General features: G+C 64.3%; 26 protein-coding genes and 2 tRNA genes. 12 read left to right on the top strand and 16 right to left on the bottom strand.

Annotation, left to right across the window (positions count from 1 at the left end):
• The first annotated feature begins 10 nt into the window (after positions 1-10).
• Together cofC and F562_RS0103090 are read left to right on the top strand one after the other, a co-directional pair.
• Complete coding sequence (cofC, locus tag F562_RS17875; RefSeq protein ID WP_018155462.1) at positions 11-670, top strand: 2-phospho-L-lactate guanylyltransferase; 660 nt, start codon at positions 11-13, stop codon at positions 668-670.
• A complete protein-coding gene (locus F562_RS0103090; RefSeq protein ID WP_018155461.1) occupies positions 670-885 on the top strand; it encodes a hypothetical protein in 216 nt (71 codons plus the stop codon). Before cofC ends, F562_RS0103090 begins: the two co-directional genes overlap by 1 nt.
• Before the next feature lie 70 nt (positions 886-955).
• Here F562_RS0103090 and F562_RS0103085 read toward each other — a convergent pair whose 3' ends face one another.
• From F562_RS0103085 to leuC, 3 genes are all read right to left on the bottom strand, one after another.
• A complete protein-coding gene (locus F562_RS0103085) occupies positions 956-1678 on the bottom strand; it encodes an HU family DNA-binding protein (RefSeq protein ID WP_018155460.1) in 723 nt (240 codons plus the stop codon).
• Between the two features lie 266 nt (positions 1679-1944).
• Positions 1945-2541 carry a 3-isopropylmalate dehydratase small subunit gene (gene leuD, locus F562_RS0103080; RefSeq protein ID WP_018155459.1) on the bottom strand — a complete coding sequence of 199 codons (597 nt, stop codon included), beginning with the start codon at positions 2539-2541 and terminating at the stop codon, positions 1945-1947.
• Positions 2541-3950, bottom strand: a complete 1410-nt coding sequence (leuC, locus tag F562_RS0103075; protein WP_018155458.1) for a 3-isopropylmalate dehydratase large subunit — start codon at positions 3948-3950, stop codon at positions 2541-2543. Before leuC ends, leuD begins: the two co-directional genes overlap by 1 nt.
• A 107-nt stretch (positions 3951-4057) precedes the next feature.
• Between leuC and F562_RS0103070 the strand changes: the two genes are divergently transcribed.
• Positions 4058-4801, top strand: coding sequence for an IclR family transcriptional regulator (locus tag F562_RS0103070; RefSeq protein ID WP_018155457.1), 744 nt, complete (start codon positions 4058-4060; stop codon positions 4799-4801).
• Here F562_RS0103070 and F562_RS0103065 read toward each other — a convergent pair.
• The 7 genes from F562_RS0103065 to clpS all read right to left on the bottom strand — a co-directional run bounded on the left by F562_RS0103065 (position 4798) and on the right by clpS (position 9501).
• Positions 4798-5427, bottom strand: coding sequence for a hypothetical protein (locus F562_RS0103065; protein WP_018155456.1), 630 nt, complete (start codon positions 5425-5427; stop codon positions 4798-4800). The genes F562_RS0103070 and F562_RS0103065 overlap by 4 nt on opposite strands.
• Entirely contained in the window at positions 5424-6602 is a 1179-nt protein-coding gene (locus tag F562_RS0103060) for an acyl-CoA dehydrogenase family protein (protein WP_018155455.1), read from the bottom strand. The genes F562_RS0103065 and F562_RS0103060 overlap by 4 nt, the downstream gene beginning before the upstream one ends.
• 93 nt (positions 6603-6695) lie before the next feature.
• Positions 6696-6768: transfer RNA gene (locus F562_RS0103055), tRNA-Glu, on the bottom strand.
• 74 nt (positions 6769-6842) lie between these two features.
• A tRNA-Gln gene (locus tag F562_RS0103050) sits at positions 6843-6914 on the bottom strand.
• Positions 6915-7034: 120 nt separating this feature from the next.
• Positions 7035-8570, bottom strand: coding sequence for a glutamate--tRNA ligase (gene gltX / locus F562_RS0103045; protein WP_018155454.1), 1536 nt, complete (start codon positions 8568-8570; stop codon positions 7035-7037).
• 20 nt (positions 8571-8590) lie between these two features.
• Positions 8591-9187 carry a DUF2017 domain-containing protein gene (locus tag F562_RS0103040; RefSeq protein WP_018155453.1) on the bottom strand — a complete coding sequence of 199 codons (597 nt, stop codon included), beginning with the start codon at positions 9185-9187 and terminating at the stop codon, positions 8591-8593.
• Positions 9187-9501 (bottom strand): ATP-dependent Clp protease adapter ClpS, encoded by a 315-nt coding sequence (gene clpS, locus F562_RS0103035; protein ID WP_018155452.1) that lies wholly within the window; start codon positions 9499-9501, stop codon positions 9187-9189. Before clpS ends, F562_RS0103040 begins: the two co-directional genes overlap by 1 nt.
• Before the next feature lie 52 nt (positions 9502-9553).
• Between clpS and F562_RS0103030 the strand changes: the two genes are divergently transcribed.
• The 4 genes from F562_RS0103030 (at position 9554) to F562_RS21355 (ending at position 12791) form a co-directional block, all read left to right on the top strand.
• Positions 9554-10867, top strand: coding sequence for a nicotinate phosphoribosyltransferase (locus tag F562_RS0103030; protein ID WP_018155451.1), 1314 nt, complete (start codon positions 9554-9556; stop codon positions 10865-10867).
• Between the two features lie 87 nt (positions 10868-10954).
• The gene (locus F562_RS17870) at positions 10955-11983 is read left to right on the top strand and encodes a GNAT family N-acetyltransferase (protein WP_169333357.1); all 1029 of its coding nucleotides are present in this window, start codon (positions 10955-10957) and stop codon (positions 11981-11983) included.
• Complete coding sequence (locus tag F562_RS0103020) at positions 11980-12552, top strand: isochorismatase family protein (RefSeq protein ID WP_018155449.1); 573 nt, start codon at positions 11980-11982, stop codon at positions 12550-12552. Before F562_RS17870 ends, F562_RS0103020 begins: the two co-directional genes overlap by 4 nt.
• A complete protein-coding gene (locus tag F562_RS21355; RefSeq protein ID WP_169333356.1) occupies positions 12549-12791 on the top strand; it encodes a DUF1905 domain-containing protein in 243 nt (80 codons plus the stop codon). The genes F562_RS0103020 and F562_RS21355 overlap by 4 nt, the downstream gene beginning before the upstream one ends.
• Positions 12792-12955: 164 nt before the next feature.
• Here the strand turns inward: F562_RS21355 and F562_RS0103010 are convergent, their stop codons facing one another.
• Positions 12956-14185, bottom strand: coding sequence for a homogentisate 1,2-dioxygenase (locus F562_RS0103010; RefSeq protein WP_018155447.1), 1230 nt, complete (start codon positions 14183-14185; stop codon positions 12956-12958).
• An 81-nt stretch (positions 14186-14266) separates the two neighbouring features.
• Between F562_RS0103010 and F562_RS0103005 the strand changes: the two genes are divergently transcribed.
• From F562_RS0103005 to F562_RS0102995, 3 genes are read left to right on the top strand one after another with little or no spacing between them, the layout of a single operon-like run.
• The gene (locus F562_RS0103005; RefSeq protein WP_018155446.1) at positions 14267-15106 is read left to right on the top strand and encodes a hypothetical protein; all 840 of its coding nucleotides are present in this window, start codon (positions 14267-14269) and stop codon (positions 15104-15106) included.
• Positions 15103-16350: a fumarylacetoacetase gene (fahA, locus tag F562_RS0103000; protein ID WP_018155445.1), complete on the top strand. Its 1248-nt coding sequence runs from the start codon at positions 15103-15105 to the stop codon at positions 16348-16350. Before F562_RS0103005 ends, fahA begins: the two co-directional genes overlap by 4 nt.
• A gap of 43 nt (positions 16351-16393) precedes the next feature.
• Positions 16394-17062, top strand: a complete 669-nt coding sequence (locus F562_RS0102995; RefSeq protein ID WP_018155444.1) for a class I SAM-dependent methyltransferase — start codon at positions 16394-16396, stop codon at positions 17060-17062.
• Here the strand turns inward: F562_RS0102995 and F562_RS0102990 are convergent.
• The 5 genes from F562_RS0102990 to F562_RS0102970 all read right to left on the bottom strand — a co-directional run bounded on the left by F562_RS0102990 (position 17037) and on the right by F562_RS0102970 (position 21527).
• Positions 17037-17585 (bottom strand): LOG family protein, encoded by a 549-nt coding sequence (locus tag F562_RS0102990; protein ID WP_018155443.1) that lies wholly within the window; start codon positions 17583-17585, stop codon positions 17037-17039. The genes F562_RS0102995 and F562_RS0102990 overlap by 26 nt on opposite strands.
• Positions 17585-18493, bottom strand: coding sequence for an RDD family protein (locus tag F562_RS0102985; protein ID WP_018155442.1), 909 nt, complete (start codon positions 18491-18493; stop codon positions 17585-17587). Before F562_RS0102985 ends, F562_RS0102990 begins: the two co-directional genes overlap by 1 nt.
• A 126-nt stretch (positions 18494-18619) precedes the next feature.
• A complete protein-coding gene (locus F562_RS0102980; protein ID WP_018155441.1) occupies positions 18620-19123 on the bottom strand; it encodes a DUF3830 family protein in 504 nt (167 codons plus the stop codon).
• Positions 19120-20544: an amidase gene (locus F562_RS0102975; protein ID WP_018155440.1), complete on the bottom strand. Its 1425-nt coding sequence runs from the start codon at positions 20542-20544 to the stop codon at positions 19120-19122. Before F562_RS0102975 ends, F562_RS0102980 begins: the two co-directional genes overlap by 4 nt.
• Entirely contained in the window at positions 20541-21527 is a 987-nt protein-coding gene (locus F562_RS0102970; protein ID WP_018155439.1) for a D-2-hydroxyacid dehydrogenase, read from the bottom strand. Before F562_RS0102970 ends, F562_RS0102975 begins: the two co-directional genes overlap by 4 nt.
• A gap of 66 nt (positions 21528-21593) precedes the next feature.
• Here F562_RS0102970 and F562_RS0102965 point away from each other — a divergent pair, with 66 nt between their 5' ends.
• Together F562_RS0102965 and F562_RS0102960 are read left to right on the top strand one after the other, a co-directional pair.
• Entirely contained in the window at positions 21594-22433 is an 840-nt protein-coding gene (locus F562_RS0102965) for a maleate cis-trans isomerase family protein (RefSeq protein ID WP_245553604.1), read from the top strand.
• Positions 22430-23644, top strand: coding sequence for a M24 family metallopeptidase (locus tag F562_RS0102960; RefSeq protein WP_018155437.1), 1215 nt, complete (start codon positions 22430-22432; stop codon positions 23642-23644). Before F562_RS0102965 ends, F562_RS0102960 begins: the two co-directional genes overlap by 4 nt.
• Positions 23645-23649 lie beyond the last annotated feature (5 nt).

Here is a 23649-nt window from a genome sequence, read left to right as displayed (position 1 = left end):
CGATGCACGCGTGAGCAACGCACCTGGTTCTCCCGCCCGGACGACGACCTGGCATGTCATCGTGCCGGTCAAGAGCCGATTCCGAGCCAAGGCACGGCTGCTCCCCCCGCCCGAGATCGACAAGCCCCGGTTGGCGTTGGCGTTGGCGTTGGACACTCTCGAAGCGGTGCTCCAGGTGATTCCGCCAGAGCGACTGATTGTCGTGACCGAGGATGACGAGGTCGAGGCGGCGATGGCCCGCTACGACGTCCGCACCGTCCCCGACCCGGCACGCGGGCTCAACCCGGCCGTCCAGGCGGGCCTGGCCGAAGCGGTACGCCGCGACGCCACGGTTCCGACGGCGGTGCTCCTCGGCGACCTTCCCGCCCTCCAGCCCGCCGATCTCAGTGCGGGCTTGCGTGCGTGCGCGGCCACCGAGAGTGCGCTCATCCCCGACCACGACGGTGATGGCTCTGTGCTCATGACCCACCATGACCCCAGCGCGCTTGCCCCCAGATTCGGTCGCGGGTCAGCTGCGCGTCACGCACGGCGCTGCACGGTCTTGGAACTCGACCTACCCACTCTGCGGCACGACGTCGACGACCTTGAGTCGCTCGAGCGCGCAGTCGAACTCGGCGTCGGCCGATTCACCGCCGAAGCGCTACGAGACCGGGCCTCAGGGAGCGCCTGATGCAAGGAACGGTTCACATTTACACGCACGAGACAGGCACCGGCTCGGTACTCATGGACAACGGCCGTGAAGTGCCGTTCGGTCGTGCTGCACATGCGGCGAGCGGACTGCGGCATCTTCGGCCCGGGCAGCGCGTCAGTCTGGAGATCGGCTCGGACGGATCCGTCGACCGGCTGTGGATCATTGGGATCGGCGGCGGCCAGATCATTCACTAACGCCTCATGACGCGTCGAGGGCGCCCCACCGTCTCTGGTGGGGCGCCCTCGATGTGGGGGACGGCAGAAACTAGCGCTTGCGTGCCGTGGTCTTCTTGGCGGCCGTCTTCTTAGCCGTGGTCTTCTTGGCCACAGCCTTCGCCGGAGTCGCCTTCTTGGCGGCCGTCTTCTTCGCCGTGGTCTTCTTCGCCACAGCCTTCGCCGGAGTCGCCTTCTTGGCAGCCGTCTTCTTCGCCGTGGTCTTCTTGGCCACAGCCTTCGCCGGAGTCGCCTTCTTAGCGGCCGTCTTCTTCGCCGTGGTCTTCTTCGCCACAGCCTTCGCCGGAGTCGCCTTCTTAGCGGCCGACTTCTTCGCCACAGCCTTCGCCGGAGTCGCCTTCTTAGCCGTGGTCTTCTTAGCCGCAGCCTTCGCCGGAGTCGCCTTCTTAGCAGCCGTCTTCTTGGCAGCCGTCTTCTTCGCCGGAGCCTCGGCCGCCGCCGATGCCCGACCGCCAGCGTTGCCGGTCTTAGGCAACTTGCGGGGGTCGGAAACAACCTCCTTGAACTTCGTACCCGGCTTGAACTTCGGAACCGAGGTCTTCTTGATTTTCACGGATTGGCCGGTACGAGGGTTACGGCCAGTGCGCGCAGCGCGCCCAACCTTCTCAAAGGTGCCGAAGCCGGTGATCCCGACCTTCTTCCCCTTGGCGACCTCGCGGATGATGACGTCGAGGACGGCCTCGACGGCGTCGTTGGCTGCCTTCTTGCTTCCGAGCCGGCTTTCGAGACTCGTGATGAGTTCTGCCTTGTTCACGTCTTCCCCTCTGCGGAGACTTCCCGGGCCGGCGAGACCGGCGTCTGACTGGGTGCCGAGCGGTTACCCGGCCTGGTCAGACCGTATGACTGCGAGAGTACGCACGTCCACCATTTGCGGAGGGTAATTCGTTGCGATCCAACGGGTTTGCCACAGGGCGCACGCCAATACGGCCCTGGTGCCACTAGCCCCTTCAACGACCAAAGTCCCGGATTGTGTTGCAGTGCAACACAATCCGGGACTTCATGGCGACCTGGCGCAAACGACTATCCGGCTGGTGAGGTGACTGGTTTCCAGGTGGGTCGTTGTTGCTCGAACTCTGTGATCGTGTCGGCGTGTCGCAGGGTCAGGCTGACATCGTCGAGCCCTTCAAGCAGTCTCCAACGGGTGTATTCGTCGACCTCGAACGGAATGGTCAACTCTCCCGCAGTGATGACGCGCCCTTCGAGGTTGACCGTCACCTGCGTTCCCGGATGGTTCTCCAGGAGCTTCCAGAGCAGTTCGACATCCTCTTGCTGGACCTGGGCGGTGAGCAGCCCCGACTTGCCGGAGTTGCCCCGGAAGATATCGGCGAAGCGCGAGGAGATGACGACCCGGAAGCCATAGTCCATCAGCGCCCACACGGCATGCTCTCGCGATGAACCAGTTCCGAAGTCGGCTCCAGCGACGAGCACCGAGCCTGCGGCGTAGGCCTCCTGGTTGAGCACGAACGTCTCGTCATGACGCCAGGCGGAAAACAGCCCATCCTCAAAACCAGTTCGAGTCACGCGCTTGAGATAGACGGCGGGGATGATCTGGTCGGTATCGACATTGCTTCGACGAAGCGGCACTCCAACACCGGTGTGCGTGGTGAATTTATCCATCACCGAGTCTCCTTCGCGTCGAGGTCTTCGGGGCTTGACAGTGTGCCGCGCAGGGCCGTTGCGGCGGCGACCAGCGGGCTCACGAGGTGCGTACGCCCACCCTTGCCCTGGCGACCCTCAAAGTTGCGGTTGGAGGTCGAGGCGCAGCGTTCACCCGGCGCCAACTGATCGGGGTTCATCCCCAGGCACATGGAGCAGCCGGCAAGACGCCACTCGGCACCAGCCTGCGTGAAGATCTCATGGAGGCCTTCGCTCTCAGCCTGCAGGCGCACCTTGGCTGACCCCGGCACGACAAGCATGCGCACACCGTCGGCAACCTGGTGGCCTTCGACCACCTGGGCCGCGGCACGCAGGTCTTCGATGCGGCCATTGGTGCACGAGCCGAGGAAGACCGTGTCGACGGCAATGTCCTTCAACCGCATGCCTGGCCGCAGGTCCATGTAGGTCAGGGCACGCTGCGCTGCCGCCTTGTCGGACTCATCGCCGAAGTCGTCTGGGTCTGGCACGGTCGCTGACAGCGGCAACCCCTGTCCGGGGTTTGTGCCCCAGGTGACATACGGCGACAAGGTGCTCGCGTCGATCGTCACCTCGCGATCGAACTCGGCGCCATCATCGGTACGCAACTGGCGCCAGGACTCGACCGCTGCGTCCCAATCTGCTCCCTGCGGCGCGTGCGGCCGGCCTTTGAGGTACTCGAAGGTGACGTCATCGGGGCCGATCATTCCTGCACGGGCGCCAGCCTCGATCGACATGTTGCAGACGGTCATCCGTGCTTCCATCGACAGCGCCTCAATCGCGCTGCCGCGGTATTCGAGCACGAAACCCTGACCGCCTCCCGTCCCGATCTCGGCGATCACCGCCAGGATGATGTCCTTGGCCGTCACCCCTGGCGGCAGGTCTCCTTCAACATTGATCGCCATCGTGCGGAATGGCTTCAACGGCAGGGTTTGTGTCGCGAGCACGTGCTCGACCTCGCTGGTGCCGATGCCAAAGGCCAGCGCGCCAAACGCGCCATGGGTCGAGGTGTGACTGTCTCCGCAGACGACGGTTGTGCCGGGCTGGGTCAAGCCCAATTGAGGACCGACGATGTGCACGATGCCCTGCTCGGCATCGCCCATCGGAAAGATGCGTACGCCAAACTCCGCACAGTTCTTGCGCAGCGTCTCAACCTGGGTCCGACTGACCGGATCAGAGATCGGACCCACGGTGGTCGGGACGTTGTGGTCTTCGGTCGCGAGCGTCAGGTCGGTGCGGCGCACCGGACGGTCCGCCAGCCGAAGCCCATCGAAGGCCTGCGGGCTAGTGACCTCGTGGAGGAGATGCAGGTCGATGAAGAGAAGATCGGGTTCACCCTCGACACGTCGAACGACGTGCTCTTCCCAGACCTTCTCCGCCAATGTTTGCGCCATGATGTCTCCGCGCCCTTCCGTACTTACTCGATAGTTACCTTGAATCGTGCGCTGTCTCACACTGCGTCGAAGTTGCGTCTCGCCCGCTGAGACGGCAGTATCAACACATGGACAAGTCTAGTGGCGTCGGAGTCCTCGACAAGGCGGCAATCGTTCTCTCTGCCCTCGAAGCCGGGCCAGCAACGCTGGCTCAGCTCGTCTCGTCGACAGGCCTGGCGAGGCCCACCGCGCATCGCCTTGCGGTGGCGCTCGAGCACCACCGACTCGTGGCGCGTGACATGCAGGGTCGTTTCGTACTGGGGCCCCGTCTCGTGGAGCTCTCATCGGCCGCTGGCGAGGACCGCTTGCTCGCCGCCGCAGGCCCGGTGCTCGGCGCGCTGCGGGATCACACCAACGAGAGTGCACAGCTCTTCCGGCGGCAAGGCGAGCAGCGTATTTGCGTTGCGGCAGCAGACCGTCCAGTGGGCTTGCGCGATTCGATCCCGGTAGGCGCCACCCTGACGATGCATGCAGGATCCGCCGCCCAGATCCTGTTGGCCTGGGAAGAGCCCGAGCGGCTGCATAAGGGCCTGCAAGGTGCGAAGTTCACCGCAACGATGCTCTCGGCTGTACGCCGCCGTGGCTGGGCACAGAGTGTCGGTGAGCGGGAGGCTGGCGTCGCATCAGTGTCGGCTCCCGTCCGCAACCCTGCGGGCAAGGTCATTGCGGCAGTGTCCATCTCGGGTCCTCTTGAGCGGGTCTCTCGCCAGCCGGGACGGTTGCATGCCGGAACCGTTATCGCTGGCGCCAACAAGCTCACAGAGGTTCTGGCTCGCTCGCAAGCGCCCGTGATCCGCAGCGAGGCCGGCTAAACCGAGTCGTTCTGCAGCGCCGCAGCCAGGCTGTCGGCACTCCAGAACCCGCGCACGCCTTCCAGTGGTTCGAGATAGGCCACTGCATCGGCCATCCCCATCTGGTGCGACTCACGCAGACCTGCAGCGATCATCCGCAGGTAGGGGGCTGTTGGCGGGTTCACGTTCGGCCGCCGCTCATCACCGGGACAGGTGAAGGTGACGACGATCTCATCGTCGATTCGGGTCGGCACCCACACCGTTTCGTACCGACCTCCTCCAAGCTCCCACCGCTGCCGATCTCGAAGCTGTGTGAGGTCGAGGTCGATTGGGTGCTCTCGGTGCATCTCCTGGGTCAGCACGTCGGCGAACTGTGCTGCCGTGATGCGGTAGGCGCGCGCCAGCGCCTGACCTTGTCGATCTGGATCGAGGAAGGCCACGCCTCCCCCGCCCCAGGTCGGCGAGGCCCATCCGAAGAAGACGTTCCCGCGCAGGCTCAGCGGCCGCACTGCCGTGGGAGGGGTACGGTCCCGTGCGCCGGGATAGATTCGACTCGCGCCGGGTGGCTGGCCGCCCTGCAGGTAGCACGCAAACCGTGACTCGAACAGATTCGAGCCATAGGACGCGTACCAGACGTAGTCGCTCACCGGGATCGGCGCTGGGCCTGCCGAACCAGTCCGCCGCCGATGATGAGGCGTTGAATTTCACTGGTGCCTTCATACAGCCGCATGAGTCGCACATCGCGGTAGATCCGCTCCACGGGCACCTCGCGCATGTAGCCCGTGCCGCCATGGATCTGCACGGCGAGGTCGGCGACCTTGCCGACCATTTCGGTGCAGAACAACTTTGCCGCGGAGGGGGCGATGCGACGGTCCTCGCCGGTGGCGTAAGCACGCGCTGCCTCGCGCACCATGGCCCGTCCGGCCAGAACTCCCGTCTGTTGGTCAGCCAGCATCGACTGGACCAACTGGAACTCACCGATCACGGTTCCGGCCTGGGTGGATGTCGCGGCGTACTCCACTGATTCATCCAACGCGCGTTGCGCCTGGCCAACAGCCAACCCCGCCATGTGAATCCGCCCGCGCGCCAACGATGTCATCGCAGCGCGATAACCGACGTCGGCGCTCTCCCCCACCAGCGCGTCCGCGCGAACGCGCACTTGGGAGAAGGTGACATCCGCGGTACGCGACCCTTCCTGGCCCATCTTGGCGTCCTTGGCGCCCACCTGAATGCCCGGCGCGTCGCCTGGTACCAGGAAGACCGCGATCCCCTGGCCGGATTCTGGAGCCGGCTGTTCACGAGCGAAGACGATGAAGAGATCGGCCTCGGTGGCATTGGTGATGAACCGCTTGCTTCCGTCGATGACCCAGCCGTCGCCATCCCGCGTCGCGGTCGTACGCAGCCCAGCAGGATTCGATCCGGCTCCCGGCTCGGTCAGCGCAAACGACGCGACGATATCGCCCGAGGCGATGCCGGGGAGCCATTGCGCCTTCTGCTCGTCGGTACCGAAGCCGACCAGCACCTGACCCGCGATGCCGTTATTGGTGCCGACCATCGACCGGACCGCGAGTGAGGTGTAGCCGAGGACCATCGCCAGCTCGACGTCCTGCACAAGATCGAGCCCAAGACCACCCCACTCCTGCGGGATAGCGAACCCGAAGAGGCCCATGTCGGCCACCTGGGCGCGCAGGTCGGCCGGGATGACGTCGGCATTCATGATCTCGATCTCGCGCGGCACCACCCGCGTGCGTACGAAGTCGTCGATCTGGTGCAGGACGTCGTCGAAGACGTCATCGGGAACTGCCGGGTTTCCGGAATACATGGTCTACCTCCCAGGGGAATGCCCAGTGTCGCCCGTGGCCGGGACAAGACAAACCCCCGGCCAGAGAAACTCTCTGACCAGGGGTTTTCCCTGTAGCCCCGACGGGATTCGAACCCGCGCTACCGCCTTGAGAGGGCGGCGTGCTAGGCCACTACACAACGGGGCCGCACAGTGAAGAATCCTACCCACCACGGGCGGAACCTTCGAATCGCGTTGTGCCTGAAGACACTTCGGCGATCGCTGGGGTACCAGGACTCGAACCTAGACTAACTGAACCAGAATCAGTCGTGCTGCCAATTACACCATACCCCAAGGGGGTATCACGCTCGCGTTTTCTACGAGGTGAACCGAGGCAGAACATTACCGGCCGTTCCATGCCAATCCCAAATCGACGCCGTTCAGCGGCGAGGTGACATCGGACACCACCTGTCCCTACACGGTGGCGCGCAACGAGCGCAGTCTCTTCATGGAGGCGTCCTTGCCCAGAATCTCCATCGATTCGAACAGCGGCGGTGAGACCTTCTGACCAGAGATGGCCGTCCGAACGGGTCCGAACGCCAGGCGAGGCTTGATCCCTAGCCCATCGACCAGCGAACTACGCAGCGCCTCCTCGATCCGCGTGGCGGTCCACTCGACACCGCTGCCGTCGGGGCGGCCCAGCGTGCCGTCAATGTCCTCGAGGGCGGCGAGCGCCGCGTCGAGCACCTCGCCCGCCGATTCCTTGAGTCCGGCGCGCGCGTCGTCGGCGATCTCCAGCTCGTCATCGGCAACGTAGAACGGACGGACCAGGGCGGTCGCCTCGGTCAGCTTGGCAATGCGGGTCTGGATGAGTTCGGTGACAGCCTTCAACCGGGAGAGCTCGGGCAGCGTCGGGTTGTCACCGAGCACACCGTCAGCCTGGAGGAAGGGCAGGATCCGCGCGGCAAGGTCGCCAACTTCAAGCTCGCGGAGGTACTGGCCGTTGAGCCAGTCCAGCTTGTCGAGGTTGAAGACGGCGCCCGCCTTGTTCATTTTCGACCAGTCGAAGCGCTCGGTGAACTCCGCGAAGTCGAACACCTCGCGCTCGGTCCCGTCGGACTCGATAATCGGCGGGTACCCCTGCAACGCAAGGAAGTTGAGCAGGGCCTCGGGCAGATAGCCCTCCTCCCGGAACCACGTCAGCCGCGCCCACGGGTTCTTTCGCTTGGAGATTTTTGCGCGCTTCTCGTCGCGTAGGAGGGGCATGTGCGCAAAGGCCGGCGGCTCCAGATCGAGCCACCGGTACAACAACACATGCTTTGGCGTGCTGGAGATCCATTCCTGCCCGCGGACCACATGGGTGATGCCCATTTCGTGGTCGTCCACGACCACCGCCAGGTGGTAGGTCGGGAAGCCGTCCGCCTTGAGGATGACCTGATCATCGGGTCGTGGTGCACTGGTCCGGCCCATGATCAGGTCGTCAAACTCGAGCTCGACGTCGTCCGGGATCAGCATGCGTACGACCGGGTTCTCACTGAAACCGGGTAGCGCCCGGCGGTCTTCCTCGGTCTTGCCGTAGCAAAGGCGGTCGTAGCCGGTGGGCTGCTTGAGCGCCTGCTGCTTCTCGCGCATCTCTTTGAGTCGCTCCGAGCTGCACCAGCAGTGGTAGGCCTTGCCTTCTTCGAGCAACCGGTCCGCGTAGGGGCGGTAGGTATCGAGGCGCTCAGACTGCCGGTAGGGCGCGTACGGGCCACCCACATCCGGACCTTCGTCATGCACCAAACCGAGCCACGCAAGGGTGTCGTACACCTGCTGCTCGCTGCCTTCAACCAACCGATTGCGGTCGGTGTCTTCGATGCGCAACACAAACTGGCCGCCATGCTGGCGGGCATAGGCCAGGTCAAACATCGCCATATAGGCGGTGCCGACGTGGGGGTCGCCCGTGGGGGACGGCGCCACTCGGGTACGCGGCGCGGTGGAATCGGTAGCGGGAGCAGCAGTCTCAGTCATGATGGCCCCGATCCTAAGGGTCAGCGCAGCAACGCCTGCGCGATCGTCTCCTGCATCCAGGTCAGGAGGTCGTAGATCGACGCGGCGATCAGCCTCGGGTCGCCTTCATCAAGTCCGTCTTCAACGAGCGCGTGGATCTCCTCGGAGTCCTCTTCGGTGTGGATCCCCAATCGCTCGGCCAGGACGAGCCTGACATCGGTGAGCGCGATCATCATCGCTTGCGCCTGCCCCAGATCGAGTTCTACTCGGCCAGCTGTCGCGGCATGGAGGGCACCGATCGTGGTGTTGAGGTTCGCGGCCTTCCGCTGCCGCAACGAGTCCTCGGTCATGCTGCGGAAGTCGCGGGCAAGCTCGTCATCATCCCGGCTAGCGCTGGGGAGCAGCCGCTGCAGCGCTGGATCGCGGCCAGCAACCTCGTCAGCGGAAATCTGACGAGCTTCCAACTGCCGCATCAACGTCGCGAAGTCATCATCGTCCGGCGCCTGATCCTTGTCGGCGAGGTCCGTGGCGTCGAGCAACTCAAGAGTGCTCTCCATCAAGCCGATGAGCAGGCTGCGCTCTTGACCGTCGAGCTTTCCGACGACCCGCGACCCTTTGCGACGAAACGCTGTTGCCACTACTCGTCCTTCTGAAAGGTCGCCCACAGGCTGTAGCCGTGCATTGCCTCGGTATCGGTTTCCATCTTCTCCCGAGTTCCCCGTGACACGACGGCGCGACCCTCTTCGTGCACTGCCATCATGAGCTTCTCGGCTTTGCCCTTTGAGTAGCCGAAGTACGTCTGAAACACCCAGGACACGTAGGACATCAGATTGACTGGGTCATTCCAGACGATGGTCACCCAGGGTTGCTGGAGCTGGGATGCGAGGTCCTGGTCTGGGCGGACCTCAGTCACAACATCGGGGGTGGCTTGCTCAGGCGGGGCGACGGACACAGTTCTCACTCTATGAGGCCCGGCCAGCATCGTCCCGTTCTAGGGTGGGCCCGTGACCACACCAGGTGCTGCGTCCACGGCTTTGCTGACGGACCACTATGAGTTGACGATGATCCAGGCCGCACTACAAAGTGGTGCCGCAAACCGCAGTTCGGTATTCGAATTGTTTGCCCGACGGTTGCCTGAGGGACGCAGATACGGTGTCGTCGCAGGCACCGGCCGATTCCTGGATGCGCTAGAGAAGTTCCGCTTCACGGACGCCGAGTTGGAGGGACTGAAGTCCCGCGGCGTCGTCGACGACACCACGATCAACTGGCTGGCCAACTACCGGTTCGCTGGCGACATCTGGGGATACGCGGAGGGAGAGACCTACTTTCCCGGATCGCCGCTCCTCATCGTGGAATCCACCTTCGCCGAGGGGGTCGTGCTCGAAACTGTGGCGTTGTCAATCTTCAATCACGACAGTGCCATTGCCTCGGCGGCATCCCGAATGACCGGCGTTGCCGACGGTCGACCATGCATTGAGATGGGTTCCCGACGGACCCACGAAGAGTCGGCCGTTGCGAGTGCTCGCGCGGCATACATCGCCGGGTTCGCGACGACCTCGAATCTCGAAGCAGGACGCCGCTATGGCGTGCCGACAACCGGCACCGCGGCGCACTCGTTCACGCTGCTACACGACGACGAGCGAGCGGCATTTCAGGCCCAGATCGACAGCCTTGGAGTCGGTACGACACTTCTGGTCGACACCTATGACGTGCCTGAGGCGGTCCGTACGGCCGTGGAATTGGCCGGCCCGGACCTCGGCGGGGTTCGACTGGATTCGGGCGATCTGTTGGTTCAAGCCCGCGAAGTGCGTGCCCAGCTCGATGAACTCGGCGCCACGAACACCAAGATTGTGGTCACCAGCGATTTGGACGAATACGCCATTGCCGCGCTGCAGGCCGGACCCGTCGATGCCTACGGCGTTGGCACTCAACTCGTGACGGGTTCAGGAGCGCCGACAGCGGGAATGGTCTACAAGCTCGTGGCGCGCGAAGATGGCGACGGCACGATGGTCGGTGTGGCCAAAGCGAGCAAGAACAAGACCTCCATTGGCGGCCGCAAATATGCCTTGCGCCGTATTGACTCACACGGCCGCGCCGAAGCGGAGGTTATCGGCATTGGCGAACGCCCGACCAACGACGGCAACGACCGCGAGTTGCTCGTGCCCCTCGTGCGCGGCGGAGAGATCCTCGACCGTCCGACGCTGGACAGCGCGCGTACCCGACACAGTTCGTCGGTGGCGGAGCTCCCCCGGAAGGCCAAGCAACTCTCCCGCGGCGAGGCCGTCATCCCGACGGTCTATCTGGACGAACAGCCTTAGCCCCACCGGACCCCGCCGACCGGCGCCAAATAAGTGGTCTTGGCCCTAGCCGACCACGCATTCTCCGCTCATCGATGGATTCTCGAGGTGACATTTCCTGTGGACGCTCTGATTACCGACCTCAACACCGCTGACCCTGAGGCCATCCGCACGTTCTGGGAGGTCGAGCAAGCGGCCCACCGGGCGGACCGCGCCGAGCTAGCGCTGCGCGGATTCGCCAGCCTCGTCCAGTCGGCCACTGTTGCATCGAGCTACTACGACCGGATTTGGCTAACGGCGACCTGCGGCACGACCATCGCTGGCGTCGCCGAGTTGCAACTCCCGACCCGGGACAACACCCACCTGGGCTTCCTCGAGGTCGCCGTGATTCCCGCGTTCCGGCGTCGCGGCCTGGGGCGTGCGCTCTACGCTGAGGCAGAGCGGCGGGCACGCCAAGCGTCGCGTACGCATCTCTACGGCGAGGCCGTGTCGCGAAACGAAAAACCCAGTGCAGCAACAGCATTCGCTCAGGCAATGGGCTGTCGCGCCGTCCACTTGGAGCACCATCTTGTGCTCAACCTTCCGGGGCCATCAGACGCGTTCGCATCACGGCCGGAGCCCGATGAGGCGTACGAGACGCTCACTTGGGAGGGCGCCTGTCCTGACGAGCTCCGACCGGCGTACCTGGCCATGCGCAACCAAATGAACAGCGACGTGCCGGTGGGCGAGATCGACCTCGACCCTGCGGTTTTCGACGACACCCGCCTGCGACTTCAGGAGGAACGGTGGAGCCAGACAAACATCGTCCTGGTCGCAGCTGCTCGGGAGCGCGCGACCGGCGATTTGGTGGGTTACTCCTTGGTGCACCTACCCCGAGAGCAGACCACGCTAGTGCATCAGGAGGACACATTGGTGATGCCAAGCCACCGCGGCCACGGCCTCGGATTGGCCCTCAAGCGCACGACTCTTGAGGCGCTGAGAAAGCGTCACCCTGAACGCCAAAGTGTCCACACCTGGACTGCTCCAGGCAACACGGCGATGTATCGCACCAACGAACGCTTCGGCTTCCGCCCCGTTGAGGTAATGCACGAAATGGAGGTACGCCTCGACGGACGAGGGCTAACCTCGACGCCATGAGTCGAGCGCTGATCATCGTCGATGTCCAGAATGACTTCTGCGAAGGGGGATCCATGGGGGTGCCTGGCGGAGTCGCCCTTGCTCAAGCCGTCAGCAACTACGTGACCAAACGCGCCGGGGACTACGCCCAGATCGTGGCGACCGCCGACTGGCATATCGACCCCGGCGACCACTGGTCAGACCAACCGGACTTCCACGATTCATGGCCCGTACATTGCGAAGTCGGCACCCCTGGAGCGGACTTCCACCCAGGACTTGAAGCTGCGTTAGCCCACGTCAACGTGATCGTGCGCAAGGGTCAGTACGAAGCCGCCTACTCCGGGTTCGAGGGAGCTACCGACGAAGGTGAGCGCCTCGCGCCGTGGCTACGCGACCATGACATTGACGCGGTCGACATCGTCGGCATCGCCACCGATCATTGCGTACGGGCGACCGCCGTCCACGCTAGCCAGGAGGGCCTCTCGACGCGCGTACTGCTCGACCTCACCGCCGGAGTCTCGCCGGAAGGTATCGCCGCAGCAGAGACCGAAATGCGTTCTGCTGGAATCGAATTGGCGAGGTCAGGGTGAGCCCAAAGCTACGATTCGATCTGCAATCCGCCGGCGGCAACACGACTGATTTTGAGATTCCTGACCAGGTGGTCGCCGACCTCGGTGGAGGCGGCCATCCCAAGGTGCATGCGCATGTTGGTCGCGGACAGATCAGAGGGGCGATCGCCAGGATGGGCGGGGCGTACTGGCTCGGAGTGAGCGCCGCCGACCGCACCGCTTGCGACCGCCTTCGCCCAAGAGCCCGAGGAAGGGCGTAAGCCCACCACACATCGACTAGGGGCAAATGCAGGGTGCATGCCTGTATGGACCCCTCATTTGCCGCCACTCGATGCCCAATCGACGGGCGGGGCCTCGACAAGCTCGACCGACGTTGGGGCTCGACCGACGTTGGGGCTCGACCGACGTTGGGGCTCGACCGGCGTTAGTGCTTCGCCCAGCTCCAGGCGTACTTGCCGTCGTCCACGGCTGTTCCGGCCTCGCCGAGATCGAGTGGGCGGAAGGTATCGACCATGACCGCGAGCTCGTCGAAGTACTGCACACCCACCGACTTCTCGTATGCGCCCGGCTGCGGGCCGTGCGCATGCCCGCCTGGGTGGACACTGACGGAGCCCCGACCGATGCCTGACCCCTTGCGCGCCTCGTAGTCGCCGTCGACGTAGAACATGATCTCGTCGCTGTCGACGTTGGAGTGGTAGTAAGGCACCGGGATCGACTTCTCGTGGTAATCGACCTTGCGCGGGACAAAGTTGCACACGACAAAATTGTGCCCCTCAAACACCTGGTGCACGGGCGGCGGCTGGTGCACTTTGCCGGTAATCGGCATGTAGTCGGCCACGTTAAAGACGTACGGGAACAGGCAGCCATCCCACCCGACCACATCGAGCGGGTGGAAGGGATAGGTGTAGATAGTTCCGGCGAGTCCGCCGGGCCCCTGCCCCCGATGCTTGATGTAGACCTCCGTGGCCTCGGAGGGGTCCGCCGCAGCATCTTCGGCCAGCAGCGGCCCCTGGGGGACACGCAGATCGCGCTCGCAATAGGGCGCGTGCTCCAGGAGTTGCCCAAACCGGGAGAGGTACCGCTTAGGCGGGGCGATGTGCGAATTCGCCTCGATGCAGTAGACCCGAAGCGGCTCGACGAAGTCAGCGTCGCCTTCGATGAGTGGAAGCCAACGGTGAGTCGTCGCCCGCGGCACAATGAGGTAGTCACCTTCGCGGAGATCGAATGACCCAAAAACGGTCTCGACACGTGCGCCACCGCGCTCAACAAATAGGCACTCATCACCAATTCCGTTGCGATACCAGGGGCTTGGTATATCTGCTCGGACATAAAGCAGGCGTACGTCAGCATTCCCAAGGACCAACCGACGTCCGGTCACCGCGTCGATGCCGGTGTCGTCCGGCGTGAAAAGCTCGTGCAAGGCGAGATGTCGTGGGGTGAGTGGCTGGTTGGGTGTGGTGGCCATCGAATCGGCGAGGTCCCACGTTCGGGCTGCGCTGATCGTCGACGGGATATTGCGGTGGTAAAGCAGCGAAGAGTCTGAGGAAAACCCCTCCTCCCCCATCAACTCTTCGTAATAGAGGCCACCGGCCGGGTTCGGGTGTTGGGTGTGCCGATGCCGAGGCACCGAGCCCTGGGACTGGTAAAACGCCATCGCTAGCCCTCTCGACTATCTGTCCGTTTATCGGACGTTTACGTATCGCTAATGCCGCCAGGGTCCAGTAGCCTGACGGGCATGTCAACCGTGACCGCGCCTGCACCACGCACCCTGTTCGAAGGGTTGATCGATGACGCCGCAGTCTTTCCTCCGGGCAATTTCTCGCTGGCCGAGGCGATCTCGCGCCGCACCGCTAGGCGAGGGCATGCCTACCAGGACTTCGTTGGCCCACTCCTGCTTCCGCCTCGTCTCGTGGCCGACGCATTGGAATCGACGATTCCGCTGACCATCGCAGTGGTCGGACGTCCCGATGTTCCTCTTGGGGAGGTCTTGCAGAGCGCAGAGTCAGTTGCCCAGGCCACGGGCCACTCCCTCGCCGGGATCGAAGTCGGCTATTTGGGCGAGTGGCGTTCGGCGCTCGAACTCGGAGTCCCGATCGCAGTCGAGGTGCCACATACCGGTTTCGAGGCCATGCTCGACGACCTCGCCGCGGACAGACTCGAGCAGGTGCGGGCCAAACTGCGTACCGGCTCCACGCCCGCGAACTCCGTACCCACTCCCGAGCAACTAGCCCAGTTCCTCGAGTGCAGCACGACCCGTCACCTCGCGTTCAAGCTCACCGGCGGGATGCACCGTGCGGTCTCCCACCGCGCCGCCACCCCCGAGGGAAGCGAAGACCAGTTCGGCGCCCTTAACGTGCTCCTGGCGACTGATGAGTTGCTCAGCGGTGGATCTCTCGAGGCCGCGGGCGCCCTGCTTCGGCAACGAGATCGCAGGGCGATCGCTGCGCTCTCCACCGCACTCGACGGTGTTCGGGCGGAGCGAGTGCGCAGCGCATTCCACTCCTATGGCTGCTGCGATGTCCTCGACCCCATCCAGGACCTGTCCGACCTATACCTCATCGAGGAGACTTCATGACCACTTCCACTCCGTCGACCAGTTGGCTCGACCTGCCGGTCGACCACCCGTACGGCCTGGCCACTCTCCCCTATGGCGTCTTTTCCCTCCCGCACGAGGACCCTCGTGTGGGTGTGCGTATCGGCGACTTCGTGCTCGACGCGAGCGCCGTTGCAGCATATGGCGACCCGGGTGACGGCCCCGACCTCGCGAAGGCGTGGCGCACCCCCTCCCTGAACGCCTTTCTCGACCTTGGCGCACCCGTGTGGGCTATCGCCCGCGAGTGGCTCACTGAGGTCCTGAGCAATCCGGTACACCGCGAGCGGACCGCGCCGCACCTCATCCCAATCAACAACGTCGACCTGCATCTGCCGATCGTCGTGGCCGACTACGTCGACTTCTATGCCAGCGAGCATCACGCCACCAACGTGGGAAGCATCTTCCGCCCGGACAGTGAGGCCCTCACCCCCAACTGGAAGCATTTGCCGATTGGGTACCACGGGCGCGCTGGCACGGTCGTGGTCAGCGGCACGGACGTCGTCCGCCCGATCGGTCAGCGCAAGCCGCCGACTGAGCCGGCGCCACTCTTTGGCCCGAGCATGCGTCTCGATATCGAGGCTGAGTTGGGATTCGTTGTGGGTGGAGCGACGCAACTGGGCACCCGTGTCAGTGTCGACGACGCCGGGGCGCACCTGTTTGGCGTGGTCCCATTCAATGACTGGAGCGCTCGCGACATCCAGGCGTGGGAGTATGTTCCGCTCGGCCCGTTCCTCGGCAAGTCCTTCGCCTCATCCATTGGCGCGTGGATCACGCCGCTCGCCGCGCTAGAGCACGCGAAGACCGCTCTGCCCCAACAGGATCCGAAGCCACTGGACTACCTTCTCGGTCGTGATCTCTACGGACTAGACATTGACATCGAGGTGTCGCTCAACGGCACCGTAGTGTCCCGACCGCCGTACGCGTCGATGTACTGGTCGCCCACGCAGATGCTCGCTCACCTGACCGTGAACGGGGCGAGTCTGCGGTCAGGTGACTTGTTCGCCTCTGGCACGGTCTCTGGCCCCGAAGACGACCAGCGCGGAAGTCTGCTCGAGCTGACCTGGAGCGGGAAGGAGCCACTGGCGCTCCCCGACGGCACGACACGAGAATTCTTGGAGGACGGCGACACCGTGACCATGACCTACACAGCGGCAGGTCAGGGAGATTCCCGAATCGCCCTCGGCGAAGTGACCGGCACCATCCTCCCGGCAGTCCCCATCGACTGACGGTCACCTGATCCCTGCACCCCGCAGGGAGTTAACGTGGACCATGGCTTCTGAGCACCCCGGTCACGACCGGGTCCGCGATGCGTATGACGTCGTCGCCACCGACTATGCGGCGGCGATGCGCGACGAGTTGGACGACAAACCGTTAGATCGCGCCCTGCTTTCAGCAGTCGTCGAGATGGCGCGCGGCGGCCCGATCGTCGACATCGGCTGCGGCCCAGGTCAGGTCGCTGGGCATCTCGCCGCGCTCGGAGGCGAAGTGCTCGGCGTGGATATTTCGGCGTCGATGATCGAGATCGCACGCGCCGAGCAGCCCGAGGCGGAGTTCGAGGTCGGCTCCATGACCGATCTACAGCAGTCAGATGCCTCCATCGCAGCAGCCGTCTTGATGTACTCCATCATCCACCTGTCCCCTGCTGACCGCGACTATGCAATCCGCGAGGTCAGGCGGATACTCCGGCCTGGGGGAATTGCCTTGCTGGCCTTCCACATACGCAGTGAGGAGTTCGCAGCAGGCGAGGTCAACCACCTGACGTCATGGTTTGGGCACAGCGTCGATGTTGAGGGCTACTTCCTTGAACCTGAGGTTGTGCTCAACGACCTCGCACGGCATGGACTCGACATCGTGTCGATCATGACGCGCCTGCCGCACCCCCAGGTCGAGTTCCCCAGTGAGCGGGCCTACGTCATTGCTCAGCGACCGGAGGATTAAGCGCTCGCCACAGCGATTGCGGGTCCGACTCGACAACCAGCCCAGCGCGTACCTCGGGACGGATGAAACCTGACTCGGTAATCGCATCGAGCGCCGAAACGAGCGGCGTCCAAAAATCCCAGGGGTTATACAGCGCAACGGGTTTGGGGTGCAGTCCGAGGGTGCGCCACGTCCAGACCTCGAAGAATTCCTCAAGAGTGCCGATGCCTCCTGGGAGAGCGACAAAGGCGTCGGCACGGTCCGCCATGAGCGCCTTGCGATCATGCATCGAGTCGACCTCGTGGAATTCCGTCAAGCCCTGGTGGGGCACCTCCGCGTCAAACAGGTCGCGTGGGATGACGCCGATCACTTCGGCCCCTTCAGCGAGGGCTGTGTCGGCGACGGCACCCATCAGCCCAACGGCAGCACCGCCATAGACGATGCCAGCGCCTTGGCGGGTGAGATAACGGGTGAGATCGACTGCAGCGTCGATCCATCGAGCATCGTGCCCCGGCGCTGACCCCGTGAAGATCGCGACGCGCATCAGCTGAACGAGTGGGGTTGTGGCGGGTAGGTGTCGGTCGGCGACACGGCGCCAGTCGGCGGCCCAATGACGACGACGGTCTTGGCGACCTTGTCGTGCAACGACTGATTCTGCTTGTCTCGAAGTGGCCAAAGGCTATCCACGATCATGAAGATGATCGCGAACCCGAGGAGAACCTGAATCGGCGCCACGATGGTTCGCAAGGCCTTGATCCCAAACCGACGCAGCGCCTCGTCAACTGTCGGTTTGCGCGCCTCCGCAGCCATCCGAATGCTGATGCCCGTGATCATCTTTCCTGGCGTGCGCCCACGCCAGGCGGTGAAGCCAATCTCATAGATTGCGTAGACGAGAACGCCCGCAATGAGGAAGGCGGCCGGGATCTCCACGACCGACTGCGGCACGTCCGGCGTGGGCTCGCCCCGCTCTGCGGCTCGGATCGAGCTGGCGAAGTAACGCTGGACGTCGTCCACCCATTCACTGAGCCAGGGAAAAGCGAAGATTGCCGTCAGCAGCGACCGCAGTATGTGGTCAACAACCCACGCAGCGAAGCGCCGCCACCATCCGCTCAGGCGTTGACCGTCGGCGGTGGTCGGGCCTACGGGAACAGGCGCGTAGCCAACATTTGACGGTGCGCCGCCCTGGTAGGCGTACGGGTTCGGCTGGCTCTGCCCCGGCGGTGAATCCGGCGCGGGCGGCGCAGATCCCGACGGTGCGGGCGAACTCGCTGGGCGCTGATCGGCCGGGCCTGTGGACTCATCCCGGTACGCACTCGGCGTGCCGATCCGGGACTCACCCAGCCCCGGCTTCACCTTGGGCATCCGGCGGTCGGACCACAAAATCCCGTCCCAATAGCGCAACTGGGTCGGATCGTCGGGATCGTCGTACCACCCGGAGGCGCGTTCGCTCATGGGCACAGCGTTTCATGGCCCCAACCCCGCCGCGAGGGTGACCGAAACTCAGAGCCGGTGACGCGGTATCCGGCACGGTAACGGCTGTCAATGCTCGTGCCGCTCAGGTTAATCGCACGGCCGTCATTAGTCGGCAACCCGGGCGAACGTGATGGTCTCGCCGCGCGCCCCGTCCATCCAGACGCTGTGGCACGCGGCGACCATCTCGTCATACCCATCAGTGATCTCGGCGAACACATTGCCGGGGACCCAGCCCTGGTCCCCGTTGATCAACAAGTTGTTGCGGCCGTAAAAGATCGCCAGGTCAACGATACGGTTCGCACCTCGATTATCCGACTCAGCCTCGTACCCATAAGCGGGATTTCCGAGTTGGTCTCCGCTGAACGAAAACCACATGACGTCACGGGGAATCGGGGTGATCGAAGTGTTCTCCGGCCCCGGCTCCGCGGCGTCCCAATCAGTGACCAGCCCGTAGACCTCATTGCGGGCGTACTTGCCATGGAAGGCCGGCGAGGTCACCGGTAGCGCATCCCAGAGCGCGGCGCACGTCCGCGGTGCGACGTCGTCGAGGAGCCGCGCTCGGCAGGTCACGGCGCGCCTCTCCAAGGTGATCGTGATGTAGCGGGTCATGGGCGGTCTCGCCTTTCCGAAAGCAGGGGCGGCATCAGGTGATGCCAGTTGGTGCCGGATTCGTAGGCATGGCCAACGCGCAATGTGGTGGCGTCCTGATGCCGGGCCGCGACGACCTGCAGTCCAAGAGGCAGACCCTCGCCGGTGAATCCGCACGGGACGGTCAGCGCAGGTTGCTGCGTCATGTTGAACGGGTAGGTATAGGGACACCAGGATGTCCAAAGTTGGGAGTGCCAGCCGTCCGGCGCTGGTTGACCCGCGGCAAATGCCGGGATGGGCATCGTGGGCGTGAGGAGTGCTGCATAGGTGTCGTGCAACTCCCCGGTGCGACGACCCCATTCCGCGCGGACCGCAGTGGCGTCCAGGTAGTCCTGAGCGGTGGCGCCATCGCCGAATTGCTCAATGGCAGAACGCAATCCAGGGTCAATGCGCTCGCGGGCCCCGTCGCCGTATGCATCGACGACCTTCGCGGCGCCAGTGAACCACAGAGTGTGGAACGCCTCGACGGGATCGTCGAGTCCCAACTCAACCTCGTCAATCTCGGCGCCAAGGCCACGTAAAACGTCGAGTGCAGCGTGGAAGGCAGCGTCGACCCCTGGAGCGTTATGTCCGTAGCCAAGGTTGGCTGAGTAGGCAAGTCTCATACCGGCGACACCTTGGCCGAGGCCATCCGTCCAGGACGAGCGCCTCGTGGGCATCGCCGACCAGTCGCGTGAGTCAGGGCCGGAAATCACGTCGAGGAGCAGCGCACAATCACGCACTGACCTGGTCATCGGACCAATGTGCGACAGGGTGCCGTAAGGGCTTGCCGGAAACACCGGCACCTGCCCGTAGGTCGGCTTAAGTGCGACGATTCCACTGAATGCGCCTGGTATTCGGACTGATCCGCCACCGTCGGTACCCACCGACCAGGTGCCCATACCGAGCGCCGTCGCCGAGGCGGCGCCGCCACTAGAGCCGCCAGAGGTACGGTCCGGATTCCACGCATTGCGCGTCACACCATGCCGGAGCGAGTCGGTCACGCCCTTCCACCCAAACTCCGGTGTGGTGTTCTTGCCAAAGATCACCTGACCCGCCTCGCGCAACCGAGCCGCGAACGGGGCGTCCAGATCCCACGGGCCCTCGTCTCCGATGAGGTTGCTTCCGCGATAAGTCGGCCAACCCTGAGTGGGCATCATGTCTTTCACCGTCAACGGGATGCCGTCCGTAGCGCTTATCGGGTCGCCGGACGACCACCGCGCCGCCGAGTCCTCGGCGCGCGCCCGGGCGTACTGCTCATCGACCATGGTGATCGCGTTGACTGCGCTGTCGTACTTCTCGACAGCGCCCATGGCCGCTTCCAAGGCGTCCACGGGCGTCCATTCGCCCGAACGGAATCCGTCGGTTAGCTCAGTTGCGCTCACCATGGATAGATCGGTCATGAACCACTCCTTGAAGTCACGAAGCCATTCTGTTTGTCGATCTCGTGCGGCATGGGCGCGCCTTCAAGCCAGCGCTCGGCGAGGTCCACGAACTGTTCGGCCAGTCGGTCTCGCCAGCCCGCGACATCACCTGACATGTGGGCCGAGATCCGCACCCCAGGAAGATCCCACAGCGGCGACTCGTTCGGCAGCGGCTCGACCTCGAAGACGTCCAATGAAGCGCCTGCAATCGCCCCTTCGCGTATGGCCTTCCCGAGATCGGCCTCTACCAAGCTCGGCCCACGGCCGATGTTGACCACGTGCGCGTGGGAAGGCAATGCCTGGAACACCTCAGCGTTGAGCAGCCCGGTGGTGCTCGGTGTCAGCGGCGCGGCGTTGATCAAGAAGTCGACATCCGCGATGTGCTCGGCAAGTCGATCGCTGGCCACCACCTCCCCGAAGTCTGGGTCGCCCGAGCGCGGCGTGCGCCCGGCGCCGACGACCTGCATCCCGACAGCAGAAAGGAGTCGAGCCGTCGCCCGACCGATTCCCCCGGTTCCCACGATCATGGCCCGGGCACCTTCGACACTTCGAGGCTCGCGGTGAACCCACTCGCGGGCGCGCTGAAAGTCAGCGGACTGATGGAGGAGTTTCGCCTCGGCAAGGACGCTCGCCAGCACAAACTCCGCAATCGGCCGATCAAAAATTCCGTGCGCGTTGGTCAGGACCACCGACGACGCGCGGAGTTCGTCAAACAAAACCGCGTCGACGCCCGCCGAGGCAACGTGCATCCACCTCAACCGGTCCTGATGCTTCCAGGCCGCCGCGAGCGCAGGATTGAAGAAGTCCCACACAAACAGCGCGTCAGCGCCTGGCAGCGCCTCGGCCAGGTGATCCGCATCCACGACACGGATCTCCATCCGATCCCGCAATGCGGCCACCTGAGGAGGGGCATCCTCGCCCGGAGCCGAAAGAACCACGAGGACGGGCAGAGTGGCAGTCACAGGCTGCACGCTAGGAACCCGCGCGGCGGATTGTCAACAATCCACAATGGCGTGCACCATGGTGCGGTGTCGTCCGATCACGGCTCCGCACTACCGGAGCACCCCGCGCTCTCTGATCAGGTTGAGGGTCAAGTCACCGCGCCACCGAATCCCCTGGGTTTGCCAGCCATTGCGCCCATTGGCGGCGTCGGCATTGGCATCGTCGCGCCGTACGACTTTGCCCTGGACCGAGAACTGTGGCGGTGGGCGCCCGAGGACGTCGCCCTTCTCACGACTCGCACGCCGTATGCGGCCCTGCCCGTGAGTGTTGATCAGGCACTTGCCGTCGGGGACACCGACGTCGTGGCCTCCTGCACCACCAGCTTGATTGCCACGCAACCGCGCGTCGTCACCTACATGTGCACCTCAGGCTCCTTCGTGCACGGCCGCGCCGGGGAGTCCGCGTTGGTCGACGCGATGCTCGGCTCCGGAGCTCCAGCCGCCATGACGACCAGCGGGGCAATGGTCATGGCGATGAACCACCTCGGCATCAAGCGGGTGGCTGTTGCGACCCCCTACGACACCGAGATCACCCAACTCTTGGTTGACTTCCTGGCCGAATCTGGCATCGGCGTCGCCGCTAGTGCCCACCTCGGCTTGCACGGTTTGATCTGGCGCATCCCCTACGCGGCGACGGTGGAGCTCGTGCGCCAGGCGGTCGATCAGTCAGCTGGCTGCGACGCCGTCTTCATCTCTTGCACCAACGTCCCGACGTACGACCTCATCGCGCCACTTGAACGTGAGCTCGGCATCCCCGTCCTGACCGCCAACCAGGTCACCATCTGGGCCGCTCTCCAACTCGCTGGCGTTGCCACGGTGGGTACCGGGCAGTCCCTCATCACCCGTACGGCAGAGGACGCAGCATGACCATCCCAAACCCGGACGACGAACTGCGCTCCCGGCCGTTCCCCCTGACCGAGTACGCCAGCCGGCTCCACGCAGTCCAGGCTCGCATGGTTGAGCGGCAGATCTCCTCGCTCGTCGTGGTCGATCCAGCCAACCTCTACTACCTCACCGGCTACAACGCGTGGTCGTTCTACATGCCTCAGTGCCTGATCGTTCCGGTCGAAGGTGCCCCACACCTCTTCGCCCGGGCCATGGATGCCCAAGGAGCGCACTACACCGCCTCCCTGGCCCGTGACCACATTCACGGCTACCCCGAGTGGCTCGTGCACCGGACTGACGTTCACCCGTTCGACTGGATCGCCGAACGCGCCTTGGAGACAGGCGTACTCAGCGACGCTCCCGGAACCTATGTCGCTGCCGAGACGGACGCGCACTACTTCTCACCCCGCGGGTTCTTTGCCCTCCATGCCCACCTGCGCAATGCCGCGCTGATCGACAGCCATGAACTGGTCAACTGGGTCCGCGTCATCAAATCTCCCTTGGAGCAGGAGAAGATGCGCCAAGCCGGACGTGTCGCGACTCGGGTCATGAAGCGGGCCATCGAGAAGATCGAAGTGGGACGGCGACAGTGCGATGTCGTGGCGGAGATCCAGCGCACGCAGACCTTGGGTGCCCGCAAGTTGGGCGGCGACTACCCCGCTATCGTTCCCATGCTCCCCACTGGCGAGACCGCTGGCACCCCCCACCTCACCTGGTCCGACCTACCTCTCATCGCGGGTGAAGCGACAACCATTGAGTTGGCTGGCGTGCACCACCGCTATCACGCACCCCTGGCGCGAACGGTCGTGCTCGGCCGACCACCGGACCGCCTGAGTTATTGCTCGGCAGCCGTGAGCGACGGGATGGCCGCCGCCTTGGAACAATTGCGGCCCGGCAACGCCTGTCGCGACGCCCATCGTGCATTCACGACCACCATTGCCCGCCAAGGACTCTCGAAGGAGTCCCGCATTGGATACTCCATCGGCATCGGCTATCCGCCCGACTGGGGTGAGCGCACCGTCAGCCTCCGCGCCGAGGAGGAGACGGAGGTACGCGCCGGCATGGCCTTTCACGTCATCCTCGGTATGTGGATGGACGGGTGGGGATACGAGACATCCGAATCGCTCATCATCGGCGACGACGGCCCAGAACTACTAACACAGGTCCCTCGTGGCCTGACTGTGAAGGAGTGAGCAGA

Source organism: Demetria terragena DSM 11295 (genome assembly GCF_000376825.1).
Lineage (GTDB): Bacteria > Actinomycetota > Actinomycetes > Actinomycetales > Dermatophilaceae > Demetria > Demetria terragena.
The sequence above is the reverse complement of the archived record's forward strand: the minus strand, read 5'-3'. Positions and strand labels throughout refer to the sequence as shown.